Origin of the sequence: Streptomyces sp. NPDC006393 (assembly GCF_040628575.1) — a bacterium.
In the GTDB taxonomy this organism is placed as follows: Bacteria; Actinomycetota; Actinomycetes; order Streptomycetales; family Streptomycetaceae; genus Streptomyces.
In genome coordinates, this window is the sequence record NZ_JBEXZD010000001.1 from 1 (window position 1) to 16,327 (window position 16,327).

Here is a 16,327-nt window from a genome sequence, read left to right on the forward strand (position 1 = left end):
CTCGCCAGGTCTTCGCCGAACGGCTTCTCCAGGACGATCCGGCTGCCCGGCGGCAGGCCGGCGTCGTGCAGGGCGGTGACCAGGTGCGGGAAGAGCGCCGGGGGCAGGGCGAGGTAGACGGCGACCGGGTCGTCACCGGCGACGACCGCGGCGACGTCCGAGGGGTCGGTGACGTCGGCCTGCCGGTAGTGGGCCGAGGCGGCGACGGCCCTTCTGGCGTCGGCGGGGCAGAAGGCGCCGTGCTGGTCGAGTTGCCCGGCGGCCCACGCGCGGTACTGGTCGCTGTCCCAGTCCTCCCTGCTCGCGCCGGTGAGCCGGAAGCCGTCGTGGAGGTGTCCCGCGGCCCGCAGCGCGGCCAGGGCGGGCAGGAGGTAGCGAGCGGTGAGGTCTCCTGTCGCGCCGAAGACGGCGAGCCGGTCGATCATGTCAGGGCGCCCGCGTCCGCCAGGGCCTCCGCGTCTGCCCGGGCCTCCGCGTCGGCCAGGGCGCCTGCCCTCGCCCGGGCGAGGTTCACGCCGCCGGCGATGACGCCGATGTGGCTGAACGCCTGGGGGAAGTTGCCCATGAACTCTCCGGAGGCGGGGTCGATCTGTTCCGGCAGCAGCCCGAGCGGGCTGGCACGGGCGCACAGCGAGGTGTAGAGCTCCTCGGCCTCGTCGATCCGGCCCTGGGCGGTGAGGTTGTCGGCCAGCCAGAAGCTGCACAGGACGAAGGCGCCCTCGTCGCCCGGGATGCCGTCGGGCGACTCATGGAGCAGGTAGCGGTGGAGCAGGCCGTCACCGGCGGACAGGCGCTCGGCGACGGCGGCGGTGGTCGCCGCCATCCGCGGGTGGTCGGCCGGCACCACCCGGCGCAGGGGGAGCGCGAGCAGGCTGGCGTCCAGGACGCCGCCGCCGTCCAGGTGCGCGCTGAGCGTCTGGGCGTCCTCGTCCCAGGACTCCTCGAGGATGACCCGGCGCAGCCGTTCGGCCGAGGCCCGCCAGACGGTGGTCCGCCCGGGCAGGCCGAGCCGTTCGCCGATGGCGGCGGCCCGGTCCAGGGCCACCTGGCACATCCCGGCCGAGTACGTGAACGCGCGGCCCTCGCTGCGCACCTCCCAGATGCCCTGGTCGGGTTGGCGCCAGGCCTGCTCCGCGGTGTCGGCCAGGCCTGCCAGGCCCGCCCACAGCGCGGGCTGCACCTGCCTGCCCTCGCGCAGCCACTGGTCGGTGCGCAGCCACTGGTCGGCGCAGTCGAGGATCTCGCCGTAGAGGTCGTGCTGGCGCTGGTCGGCGGCGCCGTTGCCCCATCGCACCGGGGCGGAGCGACGGTATCCCTCCAACTCGGCGTCCTCGGTCTCGTCGGGTACGAGGCCGCCGTCGAGGGTGTACATGATGCGGGGGCTGCGGCTGTGCTCGACGGCGTCGAGGACCCAGCCCAGGAAGGCGTCCGCCTCGCCGGTGAAGCCGATGCGCCGCAGGGCGAACACGGCGTAGGCGGCGTCCCGGATCCAGGCGTAGCGGTAGTCCCAGTTGCGGGTTCCGCCGACCGGGGCGGGCAGGGCGGAGGTGGGTGCCGCGACCAGGGCGCCGTTGGCCCAGTCGTCGCAGAGCTTCAGGGTGATGGCGGCGCGTCGGACCAGTGCCTCCTGCGGCCCGGAGTAGGTGAAGTGCTTCATCCATCGCCGCCACGCGTCGGCGGTGTCCGCCAGCATCGCGTCGGCTTCGTACCGGTGGTGGCGGTGGAAGCGGCCCCAGGACAGAAGGAGGTCCAGGTGTTCGCCCTGGCCCAGGTCGTGGGTGGTGCGCAGGCCGGTCAGGGGGCGGTTGGAGCGCAGGTGCAGGCGCAGGCCGGGCCGTCGTGAGGGTCTGAGTTCGAGGCCGCTGAACAGGGCCTGCGCCGTGCCGCCGCCGCGGGGTTCCACCGTCACGTGCAGGCGGACGTGTCCGGACAGGACCACGGCCGATCGGACGAGTTGGCACCGTCCGGCGGGAAGGTCGTCGGTGAGGTCGGCGCCGGGTCGCAGGAGCAGCGCGTCGGTGAGGCGCACCAGGCCGGTGGTGCTGCGCAGCTCGGTCGTCAGTACGCCGGTGTCGGGCTCGTAGCGCTGCCGGGCCTCCACCAGGTCCTCCGGGGCGACGGTGAAGTGCCCGCCGCGTGCCTGGTCGAGCAGGCCGCAGAACAAGGGTTCGGAGTCGAACCGGGGGAGGCACATCCACGGTATCGATCCGTCCAGGCCGACGAGCGCGGCCGTCGTACCGTCTCCGACGAGGCCGAGATCCTCCAGCGGCAGGTAGCCGTCCCGTCTGCGGACCGGCCGGAACGGGGGGTCGGGATCGTGCATGGCTCCTCGCTTCCGCGGAGCCGGGAGTACCGTCCGGCACGCCGCGCGGGTCCGGACGGGCATCGGCCGTCGGCTCCGGCGTACGGCGTCAGTCGCTCACTTCTGCCACTGTCTCAAGGTCCGGGCCGGCTCGCGACCCGACCGTCCGGAGGCAGCGCGTGGCAGCGCGTCACTCCGCCGGCCCGTGATCAGGCCTTGCCGCGGACGACGGTGACCGGGCAGTGCGCGTGGTGCAGCAGCGCCTGGCTCACCGAACCCAGGAGCAGTCCGGAGAAGCCGCCGCGCCCCCTGGCCCCGACGACCACCAGCTGGGCGGTTCTGCTGGCCTCGATCAGGACTTCGCGGGTGTCGCCGCTCACCACGTCCTGTCCGACCGTGACGTCCGGGTACTTCTCCCCGCGGCCGGCGAGTGCCAGAGCGGGCAGGCGCTCCGCGCTCTCCAGGCCCGTACCGGCCGGCGCGTGGTCCGGGAGCCACGCGTGCAGGGCGAGGATCTCGGTCTTGCGCAGTGCCGCCTCGGCGAAGGCGAACTCGATCGCGGCCTCGCCGTGCGGGGAGCCGTCGACTCCCAGCAGGATGGGCCCGGTGTGATCCGTTTCCTCGCGGACCACCATCACCGGGCACTCGCCATGGGCGGCCAGGGACACCGCCGTCGAACCCAGCAGCATGCCGATGAAGCCCCCCATGCCCCGGCTGCCGACGACCACGAGGTCCGCGGCTCGCGACTCGGCCTCCAGCACCGACACCGCACCGCCGATCATCACGGTGCCGGTGACCTCCACGCCGGGCGCCACGCTCCGGGCGAGCTGTGCGGCGTCGTGCGCCAGGTGGTTGAGCGGCGACGGGTCCAGCGGCGCGTACATGGGCCCCACCGGCCAGCTGAAGGCGTGCACCACCCGGAGCTTCGCGGAGCGCCGCCGGGCTTCCCGGGCGGCCTGTACCACCGCGGCGTTGCTCGACGACGAGCCGTCCACTCCCACGACGACCAGGCTGCCCACGGCTCCTCCACTCCTCGTGCACTTCTGGGTCGGCGGCCGCCCGCGTCCCGGGGCGCGGGCGGCATTTCGGTGTCCCGCGAGGTCAGGGGGTGCGCAGCAGCGTCGCCAGGACCTCCCGCAGCACCCGCTCCGGGTCGGGTACGGCGCTCGCCGTGCGCCAGGCCACGAAGCCGTCCGGGCGGACCAGGACCGCGCCGTCGGCCGTGGTGCCGTGGGTGCGCGCCCAGTCGGGTGCCTCCTCGCCCTCGGCGCCCTGGGTGTCGTACACGAGGTCGGCGCCGGCGTCCGCCCCGATGCGGTACGGGACCAGGCGTACGCCCGTGTCCTCGGCGATCCGCCGGGCCGCCGCGTGCCAGCCCGCCCCCGAGCGGGCGTCGCTGAGGAGGACCAGGGAGCGTTCGTACAGGTCGAGGGTCGAGACGCGCTCGCCGTCGCGGCGCAGCCACATGTGGGGTGCGCGGCTGCCCGGTTCGCCGGTCAGGCGCATGCCCTCGGGGACGACCTCCTGGCCGGGGGCGGCGCCGACGACCGCGCCGTGCGGGTAGCGGTATCCGAGGACGACGCCCAGGATCCCGCCGCGCTTGCCGCCGCCGACACCGGGCGCGGGGGCGAAGCCGGGGTGGCTGTGCTCGACGGAGCGGGCGGAGGCGCGGGCGCTGGTCGCCAGGGCCACCGGGCGGCGCTCGGTGTCGTAGGTGTCCAGCAGGCCGGGGCCGGCCCAGCCGTCGAGGACGGCGGCGAGTTTCCAGGCGAGGTTGTGGGCGTCCTGGATGCCGGTGTTGGAGCCGAAGGCGCCGGTGGGGGACATTTCGTGCGCGGAGTCCCCGGCGAGCAGGACACGGCCGGCGCGGTAGCGGTCGGCGACGCGTTCGGCGGCGCGCCAGGAGGCCTTACCGGTGATCTCGACGTCGAGGTCGGGGGCGCCGATGGCGCGGCGGATGTGGCGCTGGAGGCGTTCCTCGGTGAACTCGTCGAGGGTTTCGCCGTGTTCGGGGTGCCAGGGGGCGTGGAAGACCCAGTGCTCCTTGTTGTCGACGGGGAGCAGGGCGCCGTCGGCGTCCGGATGGGTGAGGTAGCAGCAGATGAAGCGGCGCTCGCCGACGACGTCGGCGAGGAGTTTGGAGCGGAAGGTGACGCTGACGTTGGCGAACAGGTCGCCGGGGCCGGTCTGGCCGATGCCGAGGGCGCGGCGGACCGGGCTGCGCGGACCGTCGGCGGCGACGAGGTAGTCGGCGCGGACGGTGTAGCGCTCGTCGGTGGCGCGGTCGCGTACGACCGCGGTGACCGCCTCGCCGTCCTGTTCGAAGCCTTCCATCTCGTGGGAGTAGCGCAGGTCGCCCGGACCGAGTGCGCGGGCGCTCTCCAGCAGGACGGGTTCCAGGTCGTTCTGGCTGCACAGGCACCAGCCGGTGGGGCTGAAGCGCGCGATGCCGCCGCCCGGGTCGATGTGCTTGAACAGCCATTCGCCGGCGTCTCCGACCAGCGTCGGGGTCTGGAGGATGCCGTGGTTGTCGGCGAGGAGCGATGCCGCGGTCTTGATGGCCGGCTCGATGCCGGCCACCCGGTACAGCTCCATCGTCCGTACGTTGTTGCCGCGTCCGCGTGGGTGGATGGAGGTGCCGGAGTGCCGTTCGACCAGCATGTGCGGCACGCCGAGGCGGCCGAGGAACAGCGAGGTGGACAGGCCCACCAGGGAGCCGCCGACGATGAGGACGGGTACCCGGTGGTCGGCTTCTTGGTGCATCGATGCCTCCAGGGCGGGGGTGCGGGGTGCGGTGTGTGTGAGGGGCGGGGCGCGGGGTCCGTGTCCGCGGGCGCGTCGGAAGTTCCATGCCCGGTGGGGGACCGGTCCGCGTGCGTTCGCGGGCTCAATCACCCGTGTGATCACCCACGTGGTGCACACGAGTCGCGCGCGGATCGCACCCGGCACAGGATCGAGATCACGCTGACGTCGCGTCATCCGCGGCGCGGCGCTCGCCTTCCCTCCGACTCTCCGTCCGTTCACCGCAGACCGCCGAGCCCCCGTCAAGGAGACGTACGCAGATGACCGCCATCTCTGAGCGTGTTTCAGATCCGACCGAGCAGCAGGCCTCGAAACGTGTGTCCCAGTCCGTCTTCGACGGTTCCCGGCTCCGGGTCGTGCTGCTGGTGGACGTCTACGACGGCGCCCAGCAGCAGTTCCTGGAGGCGTACGAGGAGATGGGCAAGCAGGTCGCGTCCGTGCCCGGGCACGTCAGCGACCAGCTGTGCCAGTCGATCGAGAACCCCTCCCAGTGGCTCATCACCAGCGAGTGGGAGAGCGCGCCGCCGTTCCTCGCCTGGGTGAACAGCGAGGAGCACGTGCGGATGGTGGAGCCGATGCACAGCTGCATCCGGGACACCCGGTCGCTGCGCTTCCACATCGTCCGGGAGACGGGCGGCGAGGAGGCGCGGTCCGCGTCCGGCGAGCGGCGGCTCCAGGCCTCGCCGCGGATCGGCGACGGGGTGATCCGGCACGCGCTCACCTTCACCGTGAAGCCGGGCAGCGAGCGCAAGGTCGCCGAGCTGCTCGCGAACTACAAGTCGCCCGAGGCGCGGGTCGACGACACCACCCGGCTGTGCCGCACCTCGCTGTTCATGCACGGCAACCGGGTCGTGCGCGCCATCGAGGTCCGCGGCGACCTGCTGGCGGCGCTGCGGCACGTGGCCCGGCAGCCGGAGATCCGCGCCGTCGAGGAGGCCATCAACCCGTATCTGGAGCAGCACCGGGACTTCCACGACCAGGAGTCCGTACGGGTGTTCTTCACCCGGGCGGCGCTGCCGGCCGTGCATCACGTGACGAGCGGTCAGGACATCGAGCAGGCCCAGCGGCACGCCCTGTACTACCCGGCGCGGACGGGCATGGGCATGCGGCTGGCCGAGCTGCTGGCGCGGCAGGACGAGCGTGCCGCGGACGATCCGCGCAGCCCGGTGCTCCAGAGCACGGTCTACGAGCGGGACGACGTGGTCGTACGGCTCATCGACGTCCGGGGCGGTCTGGACGCCGACCCGGCGGCCGCGCTGGGGCTGCCGGACGCCGCGCAGGTGGCGGAGCTGACGACGCTGCTCGACGAGGGCGCCGCGAAGAAGGACGGCGACCTGGCCCGGCTGCTCACCCTCGCCCGCATGGACCTCATCACCGACCGCCGGTCCGCGCCGGACGCCTGAGTCCGCGCGGCCCGGCGCGAGCCGGCACCGACGCCGACGCAGGCCGACGCCGACGCAAGCCGACGTACCACACCACCGGAGGACGACGTGATCAAACCCCGACCCAGAATCGTGGATCTCAGCGAGGTCGAGCCCAACGTCAGGCGCGGAGGCGATCTGCGCGCCATGCTCACCCCGGCCACGGTCGGCTCCACCAGCGGCTTCATGGGCGTGGCCATCGTGCAGCCCGGCGACCGCATCGGTGAGCACTACCACCCCTACTCCGAGGAGTTCGTGTACGTCGTCTGCGGTGATCTGGAGGTGGACCTGGACGGCGACCCGCATGCGCTGCGGCCGGAACAGGGTCTGATGATCCCGGCCTACATGCGGCACCGGTTCCGCAACGTGGGCAAGGTGGAGGCGCGGATCGTGTTCCACCTCGGGCCGCTGGCGCCGCGCCCGCAGCTGGGCCATGTGGACACCGAGGGCACGGAGACGGTTCCGGTCGCGGCCGGGGCCGGGGCCGGACAGGCCGAGGCGGCCGGTCAGGAGTCCGATACGGCAGAGGTCCGGTCATGACCAGGAGGGTCGCGGTCACGGGCATAGGCATCGTGGCGCCGGGCGGGATCGGCGTCCGCGCGTTCTGGGACCTGCTGGCGAACGGGCGCACCGCGACGCGGGGCATCACCTTCTTCGACCCGGCCGGTCTGCGGTCCCGGATAGCCGCCGAGTGCGACTTCGATCCGGCGGCCCTGGGGCTGGACGAGGAGCAGGTGGCGCGCTGCGACCGGTACATACAGTTCGCGCTGGTCGCCGGGGCGGAGGCGGTACGGGACTCGGGGCTGGACCTCGCCGGGGAGAATCCCTGGCGGATCGGGGTCTCCCTGGGCACCGCGGTGGGCGGCACCACGCGGCTGGAGAACGACTACGTGCTGGTCAGCCACGGCGGTGAGCGCTGGGACGTGGACCACGAGCGGGCCCGGCCCCATCTGGAGCGGGCGTTCACGCCGAGCACCCTGGCCTCGACGGTGGCCGAGCGGTTCGGGGTGCGCGGGCCGGTGCAGACGGTCTCCACGGGCTGCACCTCCGGCCTGGACGCCGTCGGGTACGCCCTGCACACCGTGGAGGAGGGCCGGGCCGACATCTGCATAGCCGGCGCGTCGGACTCGCCGATATCCCCGATCACGATGGCGTGCTTCGACGCGATCAAGGCCACGTCCCCGAACAACGACGACCCGGCGCACGCCTCCCGGCCCTTCGACAACGACCGTGACGGGTTCGTCATGGGCGAGGGCGGCGCGGTGCTGGTGCTGGAGGAACTGGAGCACGCCAGGGCCCGGGGCGCCCACGTCTACTGCGAGTTGAGCGGCTACGCCACCTTCGGCAACGCCTACCACATGACCGGTCTGACCAGTGAGGGCCTGGAGATGGCGCGGGCGATCGAGGCCGCCCTCGCCCACGCCCGGCTGGACGGCACCGCGATCGACTATGTCAACGCGCACGGCTCCGGCACCCGTCAGAACGACCGGCACGAGACGGCCGCGGTGAAGCGGGCGCTGGGCCGGCACGCCTACGACACGCCCATGAGCTCCATCAAGTCGATGGTGGGGCACTCACTGGGGGCGATCGGGGCGATCGAGGTGGTGGCGTGCGTGCTGGCGCTGGCCCACCAGGCGGTCCCGCCGACCGCGAACTACGAGACGCCCGACCCCGAGTGCGACCTGGACTACGTCCCGCGGGTGGCGCGTGAGCGGAAGCTGGACGCGGTGCTCTCCGTGGGCAGCGGGTTCGGCGGTTTCCAGTCCGCGGTGATCCTGACCCGGCCGAGGGAGAAGGCACGATGAGCGCACCCCGTCAACGGCGGGCGGCCGTCACCGGTATCGGTGTCGTGGCGCCCAACGGAACGAGTACCGAGACCTTCTGGAAGGCCACTCAGGAGGGCGTGAGCGTCCTGGACCGGGTGACCCGGGAGGGCTGTGAGCACCTGCCGCTGAAGGTGGCCGGCGAGGTGCGGTCCTTCGACCCGGCGGCGGCGGTCGAGGAGCGCCTGCTCGTCCAGACCGACCGGTTCACGCACTTCGCGATGGCCGCGGCCGACGCGGCCCTGGAGGACGCCCGGCTGGGCCGCTCCGACACCGAGGCGGCGCCGTTCGCGGCGGGCGTGGTGACGGCGGCCGGGTCCGGTGGCGGCGAGTTCGGCCAGCGGGAGCTGCAGAAGCTGTGGGGCCAGGGCCGCCGCTATGTGGGTCCCTGGCAGTCGATCGCCTGGTTCTATGCCGCCAGCACCGGCCAGATCTCCATCCGGCGGGGCTTCAAGGGGCCTTGTTCGGTGGTGGCCGCCGACGAGGCGGGCGGTGTGGACGCCCTGGCGCACGCGGCACGGGCGGTGCGGCGCGGCACGGACGCGATAGTGGCCGGTGCGACCGAGGCGCCGCTGGCCCCGTACTCGATGGTGTGCCAGCTCGGTTATCCGGAGCTGAGCGCGGTGACGGACCCGCGGCGCGCGTACCGGCCGTTCACCGAGGCGGCGTGCGGGTTCGTGCCCGCCGAGGGCGGCGCGATGCTCGTGGTGGAGGAGGCGGGTGCGGCCCGGGAGCGGGGTGTGCCCGTGCGGGCCACCGTCGCCGGGCACGCGGCGACCTTCACCGGCGCGTCCCGCTGGGAGCTGTCCCGGCAGGGGCTGGCGGAGGCGATCCGCGGGGCCCTGGCGGAGGCCGGCTGCGCCCCGGAGGAGGTCGACGTCGTCTTCGCCGACGCCCTCGGTGTGCCCGAGGCGGACCGGGCGGAGGCCCAGGCCATCGCCGACGCGCTGGGCGCCCACGGCCGGCGGGTGCCGGTGACGGCGCCCAAGACGGGCACGGGCCGGGCGTACTGCGCGGCACCGGTGCTGGACACGGCGGCGGCCGTGCTCGCGATGGAGCACGGGCTGATCCCGCCCACCCCGAACGTCGACGACATCTGCCATGACCTCGACCTGGTGACCGGCGGTGCCCGCGCAGCGCGGGTGCGTACGGCGCTGGTTCTCAGCCGGGGACTCATGGGCTCGAACTCGGCGCTGGTGCTGCGGCACGGCGCCGGGGACGAGTGAGCCCGACTACCGCCGCCCCGTAGCGGGGCGGCGGGGGAGACCGGACGCCGCCGAACCGATCGGGGGCGGCCGGGAGCAACAAGGAGAGGAACCGCATGAGTGACCGAATCACCGTGGAAGAACTGTCCGAACTCATGAAGAAGGCGGCCGGTATCACCGTCAGCCCGCAGGAGCTGGCGGACCGGCCCGACACCGGCTTCGAGGAGCTCGGCATCGACTCGCTCGGGCTGCTCGGCATCGTGGGCGAACTGGAGAACCGGCACGGCCTGCCGATGCCGCCCGACGCGGAGCGCTGCAAGACGCCCCGGAAGTTCCTCGACCTCGTCAACAGCACCCTTCTGGCAGGAGCGTAGAGATGGCCGGACACACCGAGAACGAGATCACCATCGCCGCACCGGTGGACCTGGTCTGGGACATGACCAACGACGTGGAGAAGTGGCCGCAGCTGTTCAGCGAGTACGCCTCCGCCGAGATCCTGTCCCAGCAGGGGAAGAAGTGCACCTTCCGGCTGACCATGCATCCCGACGAGAACGGCACGGTCTGGAGCTGGGTCTCCGAGCGGGAGCCGGACCGGGACACGCTGACCGTCACCGCCCGGCGGGTGGAGACCGGTCCCTTCGAGTACATGAACATCCGGTGGCGGTACGAGGAGGTGCCCGCCGGCACCCGGATGGTGTGGACCCAGGACTTCGCGATGAAGCCCGAGGCGCCGGTCGACGACGACTGGATGACCGACAACATCAACAAGAACTCCAAGGTCCAGATGGCCCTCATCCGCGACAAGATCGAGAAGGCCGCCGCGGGACGCCGGCCCGAGCCGGCCCTGACCACCGACTGAGCCGCACCGGACGACGACCGAACCGCACCGGATGACGACCGAACCGCACCGGACGACAGGAGAAACGTTCATGCACCAGGCCCTGATCGTGGCCCGGATGGCCCCGGGGTCGGCCCCGGACATCGCGAAGATCTTCGAGGAGTCCGACCGGGGGGAGCTGCCGCACCTGGTCGGCGTCACCCGGCGCAGCCTCTTCCAGTTCGGCGATGTGTACATGCACCTCGTCGAGGCCGACCGGGACCCGGGCCCGGCCATCGCCAAGGTGGCGGGCCACCCCGAGTTCCGGGGCATCAGCGAGCGGCTGTCGGCGTACGTCAGCGCGTACGACCCCGAGACATGGCGCTCGCCGAAGGACGCCATGGCGCATCGCTTCTACGTCTGGGAGCGCGACGGCCAGGGCTGACGCCGTCGTACGACGGACGGACAACGGCCGCCGGACCCGCGATGCCGCGGGCCCGGCGGCCGTCGCCGGGGGTGGTGCCGCCGGTCAGGCGGGCACGGTGCAGTCGAAGGCGTGCAGGTAGGGGTTGACGGGGCTGATGTCGTCGATGACCAGGCCCGCCGCCTCAAGACGGCTCACCATGGAGTCGGTGGTGTGCTTGGCGCCGCCGACGTTGAGCAGCAGCAGCAGGTCCATGGCGGTGCTGAACCGCATCGACGGGGTGTCGTCGACGAGGTTCTCGATGACCACCACCCGCGCCTTGGGACCGCCCGCCTCCATGACGTTGCGCAGACAGCGGGCCGTGGAGTCGTCGTCCCACTCCAGGATGTTCTTGATGATGTAGGCGTCGGCCCGGACCGGGACGGCCTCGCGGCAGTCACCGGCCACGATGCTCACCCGGTCGGCGAGGGCGCCGCCCGGCAGCAGCCGCGGGTCGGCGTGGTCCACCACACGCGGCAGGTCCATCAGGGTGCCGTGCATGTGCGGGTACTTCTCCAGCAGGCAGGCCACCACGTGCCCCTGGCCGCCGCCGATGTCGGCGACCGAGGCGGCCCCGGACAGGTCCAGGAGCTCGGCCACGTCCCGGGCGGACTGCTTGCTGGAGGTGGTCATGGCCCGGTTGAAGACGTCCGCCGACTCGGGGGCGTCCTCGTTGAGGTAGACGAAGAACTCCTTGCCGTACAGGTCCTCGACCACGTTGTGGCCGGTGCGGACCGCCTCGTCCAGCTTCGGCCAGGCGTCCCAGGTCCACGGCTCGGTGCACCACAGGCAGATGTTGCGCAGGCTGTGGGGGTCGTCCTCGCGCAGCAGCCGGGACATGTCGGTGTGCGCGAAGGTGCCGTCCGGGCGCTCGGTGAAGAGGCCGTAGCAGGTCAGCGCCCGCAGCAGGCGGCGCAGCGGCTTGGGTTCGGTCTTCACCGCGGCGGCGAGGTCCTCCACGGTGGCGGGGGCGTCCCCGAGGGCGTCGGCGACGCCCAGCCGGGCGGCGGCGCGGAGGGCGGCGGCACAGGCCGCGCCGAACGCGAGCTCCCTGAGCCGCATGGACGGCGGTGGGGCGGTGTGAGCGGTCGTCATGCCGCCTTCCTTCCTTCTGGCTTCTCGGTCCCGCGAAGGGTGTGCGGGGGGCTACGGGTGACGGCGCGGGGTCTGCGGGGTGCGGCTCAGCAGAGCCCGGCCGGCTTGGACGCCCGGCAGAAGTTGTGGGCGAAGGTGTTGCCGCGCTTGGCGGTCTCCTGGTCGACCAGGTCGGCGGGGGAGTTGTCGCGCAGCGAGTTGTCCCGGATCCGGTTGTTGTCGTTGGTGGCCCCGACGAAGCTCTTGAAGAGCACGATGCCGCCCGACAGGGGCGAGGTGCCGGAGTTGCCGGTCACCACGTTGCCGGTGACGTCGGTCTTCTCCACGCCGGTCAGGACGATGCCCGAGCCCTGGAGGAAGGGCAGCCGCTCGGTCTTGGCGCAGTACTTGTTGTTCTTCACGACCCGGTTGCCGCGCACGGTCAGCGCGCCCGCCTTCGGCTTGTTCTCGTCGCCGACGACGAAGACGCCCGCGCAGTTGCCGGTGACGTTGTTGGCGGTGACGGTCAGGTTCCGCAGCCGGCGGACGGTGACGCCGATCCGGTTGTTCTCCACGCGGTTGCCGGTGAGCAGCGTGCCCCTGGTGTCGGTGGCGCCCTGTTCGGCGGTGATCGTGTTGGCCAGGAAGATGCCCGCGTCCCCGCTGTCGCGGACGGTGTTCTCCCGGTACGCGCTGTGCTCGGAGCGCTCCTCGGCGAGTCCCCACACGGCGTTCTTCTCGGCGGTGACGCGCCGTACGGTCAGCCCGTCGGTGCCCACGGCGATCACTCCGGCGCGGGAGAACCCGGTCACCTTGAGATCGGAGACCGTGACACCCTTGAGCAGCTTGGTCTTGGAGCCGGTCACGCAGATGCCGTTGCCGCGCTTGCCGCAGTCGTCCGCTGCCTTCGTCGCCGGCTTGAGGACGGTGGCGTTGCCCATGCCGCGCAGGATCAGGCCGGGCGTCGTCACCTTGACGCTCTGGTGGTAGGTGCCGGGCAGCACGAGCACGGTGTCGCCCGACTTGGCGGAGTCCACCGCCTTCTGAATCGACTCTCCGGGGTGCACCGTGTGCGTCCGCTGCCCCCCCGACTCCGGAGACGCGGCGGCGACACAGGAGGCGACGAGCGCTGCCGAACTCACGAGCAAGGCGATGTAGCGTTTCTTCATATTCTGTACGCTATGACCCGATAAGCCGCCGGACTGGGGGGTGGGCCGTCCGAGGGCGTGTCGCGGGCGCGGTCACGTGCGGTCAGGCGCGGCCGAGTGTGGTCAGGCGCGGTCGAGTGCGGTCAGGCGCGCAGGGCTCGGCCGATCTCCAGGTCCGTGGCCCGCGCGGGCCGGCCGTCCTCGAGCTCCCACAGGCAGTTCTGGAGCACCCGGCCCAGCGTCCAGGCGCGGGCCCGCTCCCGGTCCAGCCCCAGCGCGCCGGTCAGCGCGCCGAAGCGCCGGACGGTCTCGGCGGGGTCGTAGCGGTTCCACAGCGCCGGGAACAGTTCGAAACCGGGGTCGCCGGCCAGCGGCTTGGGGTCGATGGCCAGCCAGGGCGCGCGCGAGCCGCCCTCGGCCCCGCGCCCGGCGGCGAGGACGTTGCCGTAGTGCAGGTCCCAGTGCAGCAGCCGGTCGCCCGGTTCCGCGGCGAGCTCCCGTACCGCCGCCGCGCAGTCCGCGAGCAGCCGGCGGTCCGCGGGGTCCGGGACGCGTTCCAGGGCCCGTGGCGTCCGCTCCAGCATGCCCCGTGCGATGTCACCCAGCCGGCGTATCCCCGCCGGGGCGGCCACGGAGGTCAGCCGGGCCAGCAGGTCGCCGATGACCGCGACGGCCTCACGGGTGTCCGGCACATGCGTCAGCGCACGGGAGGAGTCCAGCCGCTCCAGCAGCAGCGTGCCGGTGGGCTCGTCGTGCTCCAGCAGCCGTACGGCACCGTCGCCGTCCCACACCCGCAGCGCCACCGGCTCACCCGCGCTCTCCTCGTCCAGGAGCTGGAGCTTGAGCGCGGCCGGTGTGCGGTCGGCGCGGACCACCGGAAGGACCAGCGCGCACACCCCGTACATCGGCGGGCCGTCGACGCGCAGCTCCCAGCGCCGCAGGAAACCGGCCGCCCGCCGCGGCAGGCCGGCGACGAACGCCCGGCCCGCCGCCCCGTTGAATTTCTCCTGAGAAGCGGCCAGCTCGGCGGGCACCTCGATCACCTTCCCGACCATACTGGCGCGTGTGAACGGGGTCATCCGGTTTCGGCGCGGGTTCCGGGCGGTGGCGGAATACGTCCGCAGCGCCCCGGGGACGTACGTCTGGCTGCTGATCCTGTTCCTCACCACCGTCGCCCTGCACCACATGTCGCCTCAGTTCGAGGAGGACTTCCTGCGGCAGCGTTCGACGAACCTTCATGAGCTGTCGGACAACCCGGTGCGGGTGCTCTTCGCCAGCGCGATGTGGATCCCGAGCGGCCGGTGGGTGCCGTACGTGGCCCTGTACACGGTCTTCCACGCGCAGGCCGAGCGCCGGCTGGGCACGCTGCGCTGGCTGCTGGTGTGCGCGGCCGCGCACGTGCTGGCCACGCTGATCAGCGAGGGCGCGCTGCTGTGGGCGATCCGGCGCGGCATGGCCCCGGAGTCGGCCGTCAACACGCTCGACATCGGCGTGAGTTACGCGTTCGCGGGGGTGGTGGGGGTGCTGACGTACGGGTTCCCGCGTCCCTGGCGGTACCTGTACGCCGTCGCCGCGCTCGTCTACTTCGGGGTGCCGCTGCTGACCGGGCGCACCTTCACCGATCTCGGGCACTTCACCTCCGTACTGATCGGACTGGCCTGCTTCCCGCTGGTCCCGGGCCGCGGACGAGCGCGGAAAAGCACGGAATCCGAAGGAGACACCGACGGCTCCCAGAGGTTAACGTCCCGCCCATGAGCAGCTCGGCAAGTGCCGCGGGCGGCGGCATCGTGAACGGCGGCACGGTGAACGGCGGTATCTCCTTCTGGTTCGCGGACGACGGCCTCCCGGCGGTGCGGGAGCCGCTGACCGGGGACGCGAGCGCCGACGTGGTGATCGTCGGCGGCGGGTACACAGGGCTGTGGACGGCGTACTACCTGAAGAGGGCGGCGCCCTTCCTGCGGATCACCGTCCTGGAGCAGAAGTTCTGCGGTTACGGCGCCTCCGGCCGCAACGGCGGCTGGCTCTACAACGGTGTCGCCGGCCGCGACCGGTACGCGAGGCTGCACGGCCACGAGGCCGCCGTACGCCTCCAGCGGGCCATGAACGACACCGTGGACGAGGTGATCCGCGTCGCCGCCGAGGAGGGTGTCGAGGCGGACGTCCACAAGGGCGGCGTGCTGGAAGTGGCCCGCACCCCCGCCCAGCTGGCCCGTCTGAAGGCCTTCCACGAGCACGAGCTGGGCTACGGCGAGAAGGACCGCGAGCTGTACGGCGCCCGGGAGACCGCCGAGCGGATCCGGGTCGCCGACGCGGTGGGCTCCACCTGGACCCCGCACGGCGCCCGGCTGAACCCGGCGAAGCTGGTCAAGGGCCTCGCGGCGGCCGTGGAGGCGCTCGGGGTGACCATCCACGAGGCGACACCGGTCACGGAGATCCGCCCCAAGCACGCGGTCACCCCGTACGGCACCGTCCGCGCCCCCTACGTGCTGCGCTGCACCGAGGGCTTCACGGCCTCCCTCAAGGGCCAGCGGCGCACCTGGCTGCCCATGAACTCCTCGATGATCGCGACCGAGCCGCTGAGCGAGGGGCAGTGGGAGGCGATCGGCTGGTCGGGCCGCGAGACGCTCGGCGACATGGCGCACGCCTACATGTACGCCCAGCGCACCGCCGACGGCAGGATCGCGCTCGGCGGGCGCGGAGTGCCGTACCGTTTCGGCTCACGCACCGACAACGACGGCCGCACCCAGCGGGAGACGGTTGAGGCGCTGCGGGACATCCTCGTCGGCTTCTTCCCCGCCCTGGCCGGGGTGCGGATCGCGCACGCCTGGTCCGGGGTCCTCGGGGTGCCGCGCGACTGGTGCGCGACCGTCACCCTGGACCGTGCGACGGGCCTGGGCTGGGCCGGCGGCTACGTCGGCTCGGGCGTGGCCACCACCAACCTCGCCGCCCGCACCCTGCGCGACCTGGTCCAGCAGGACTCCGGGCAGGGCGGCCGCACCGAGCTGACCGACCTGCCCTGGGTGAACCACAAGGTGCGCAGGTGGGAGCCGGAGCCGCTGCGCTGGCTGGGTGTGCAGGGCATGTACGCCACCTACCGCACGGCCGACCGCCGCGAGGCGCTCACCCACCGCGCCCGCTCCTCCCGGCTGGCCCGGATCGCCGACCGCGTGGCCGGACGGCACTGACGACTCGTCAAACACCTTTCCCCGCACGGCTCGGACGGCCCGGCGGAATCTTTACGCCTTGATTGCCGTCACGAGCACCTCCTGTCG

The 16,327-nt window shown here is 72.6% G+C and carries 15 protein-coding genes and 1 pseudogene; 9 read left to right on the top strand and 7 right to left on the bottom strand.

Features of this window, described 5'->3' with window-relative positions; translation table 11 throughout:
* The 4 genes and pseudogenes from ABZ484_RS00005 to ABZ484_RS00020 all read right to left on the bottom strand — a co-directional run.
* A pseudogene (locus ABZ484_RS00005) lies at positions 1 to 425 on the bottom strand (glucose-6-phosphate dehydrogenase); the annotation flags it as partial.
* On the bottom strand, positions 422 to 2,323 hold the full coding sequence (locus ABZ484_RS00010) for a glycoside hydrolase family 15 protein (RefSeq protein WP_358863574.1): 1,902 nt from the start codon (positions 2,321 to 2,323) through the stop codon (positions 422 to 424). The gene ABZ484_RS00010 and the pseudogene ABZ484_RS00005, both read right to left, overlap by 4 nt.
* 188 nt (positions 2,324 to 2,511) lie before the next feature.
* Positions 2,512 to 3,321, bottom strand: coding sequence for a universal stress protein (locus ABZ484_RS00015; RefSeq protein ID WP_358863575.1), 810 nt, complete (start codon positions 3,319 to 3,321; stop codon positions 2,512 to 2,514).
* 82 nt (positions 3,322 to 3,403) lie between these two features.
* Positions 3,404 to 5,065: an FAD-dependent monooxygenase gene (locus ABZ484_RS00020; RefSeq protein WP_358863576.1), complete on the bottom strand. Its 1,662-nt coding sequence runs from the start codon at positions 5,063 to 5,065 to the stop codon at positions 3,404 to 3,406.
* 299 nt (positions 5,066 to 5,364) lie between these two features.
* On the opposite strand from ABZ484_RS00020, the gene ABZ484_RS00025 reads away from it, so the two are divergent.
* The 7 genes from ABZ484_RS00025 (at position 5,365) to ABZ484_RS00055 (ending at position 10,815) form a co-directional block, all read left to right on the top strand.
* The gene (locus ABZ484_RS00025) at positions 5,365 to 6,507 is read left to right on the top strand and encodes a SchA/CurD-like domain-containing protein (protein ID WP_358863577.1); all 1,143 of its coding nucleotides are present in this window, start codon (positions 5,365 to 5,367) and stop codon (positions 6,505 to 6,507) included.
* Positions 6,508 to 6,594: 87 nt separating this feature from the next.
* Positions 6,595 to 7,065, top strand: a complete 471-nt coding sequence (locus ABZ484_RS00030; protein ID WP_358863578.1) for a cupin domain-containing protein — start codon at positions 6,595 to 6,597, stop codon at positions 7,063 to 7,065.
* The gene (locus ABZ484_RS00035) at positions 7,062 to 8,330 is read left to right on the top strand and encodes a beta-ketoacyl-[acyl-carrier-protein] synthase family protein (RefSeq protein WP_358863579.1); all 1,269 of its coding nucleotides are present in this window, start codon (positions 7,062 to 7,064) and stop codon (positions 8,328 to 8,330) included. Before ABZ484_RS00030 ends, ABZ484_RS00035 begins: the two co-directional genes overlap by 4 nt.
* Positions 8,327 to 9,574, top strand: a complete 1,248-nt coding sequence (locus tag ABZ484_RS00040) for a ketosynthase chain-length factor (protein WP_358863580.1) — start codon at positions 8,327 to 8,329, stop codon at positions 9,572 to 9,574. Before ABZ484_RS00035 ends, ABZ484_RS00040 begins: the two co-directional genes overlap by 4 nt.
* A 95-nt stretch (positions 9,575 to 9,669) precedes the next feature.
* Entirely contained in the window at positions 9,670 to 9,927 is a 258-nt protein-coding gene (locus ABZ484_RS00045; protein WP_030164875.1) for an acyl carrier protein, read from the top strand.
* A 2-nt stretch (positions 9,928 to 9,929) separates the two neighbouring features.
* The gene (locus ABZ484_RS00050) at positions 9,930 to 10,412 is read left to right on the top strand and encodes an SRPBCC family protein (RefSeq protein WP_358863581.1); all 483 of its coding nucleotides are present in this window, start codon (positions 9,930 to 9,932) and stop codon (positions 10,410 to 10,412) included.
* A 70-nt stretch (positions 10,413 to 10,482) separates the two neighbouring features.
* Positions 10,483 to 10,815, top strand: a complete 333-nt coding sequence (locus tag ABZ484_RS00055) for a TcmI family type II polyketide cyclase (RefSeq protein ID WP_358863582.1) — start codon at positions 10,483 to 10,485, stop codon at positions 10,813 to 10,815.
* Between the two features lie 84 nt (positions 10,816 to 10,899).
* On the opposite strand, the gene ABZ484_RS00060 is transcribed toward ABZ484_RS00055, so the two are convergent.
* From ABZ484_RS00060 to ABZ484_RS00070, 3 genes are all read right to left on the bottom strand, one after another.
* Complete coding sequence (locus ABZ484_RS00060) at positions 10,900 to 11,928, bottom strand: methyltransferase (protein WP_358863583.1); 1,029 nt, start codon at positions 11,926 to 11,928, stop codon at positions 10,900 to 10,902.
* An 86-nt stretch (positions 11,929 to 12,014) separates the two neighbouring features.
* Positions 12,015 to 13,076, bottom strand: a complete 1,062-nt coding sequence (locus tag ABZ484_RS00065) for a right-handed parallel beta-helix repeat-containing protein (RefSeq protein WP_358863584.1) — start codon at positions 13,074 to 13,076, stop codon at positions 12,015 to 12,017.
* 122 nt (positions 13,077 to 13,198) lie between these two features.
* Positions 13,199 to 14,110 carry an aminoglycoside phosphotransferase family protein gene (locus ABZ484_RS00070; protein WP_358863585.1) on the bottom strand — a complete coding sequence of 304 codons (912 nt, stop codon included), beginning with the start codon at positions 14,108 to 14,110 and terminating at the stop codon, positions 13,199 to 13,201.
* Positions 14,111 to 14,120: 10 nt separating this feature from the next.
* Between ABZ484_RS00070 and ABZ484_RS00075 the strand changes: the two genes are divergently transcribed.
* Together ABZ484_RS00075 and ABZ484_RS00080 are read left to right on the top strand one after the other, a co-directional pair.
* Complete coding sequence (locus ABZ484_RS00075; protein ID WP_358863586.1) at positions 14,121 to 14,810, top strand: rhomboid-like protein; 690 nt, start codon at positions 14,121 to 14,123, stop codon at positions 14,808 to 14,810.
* On the top strand, positions 14,807 to 16,240 hold the full coding sequence (locus tag ABZ484_RS00080; protein ID WP_358863587.1) for an FAD-dependent oxidoreductase: 1,434 nt from the start codon (positions 14,807 to 14,809) through the stop codon (positions 16,238 to 16,240). The genes ABZ484_RS00075 and ABZ484_RS00080 overlap by 4 nt, the downstream gene beginning before the upstream one ends.
* Positions 16,241 to 16,327: the final 87 nt, after the last annotated feature.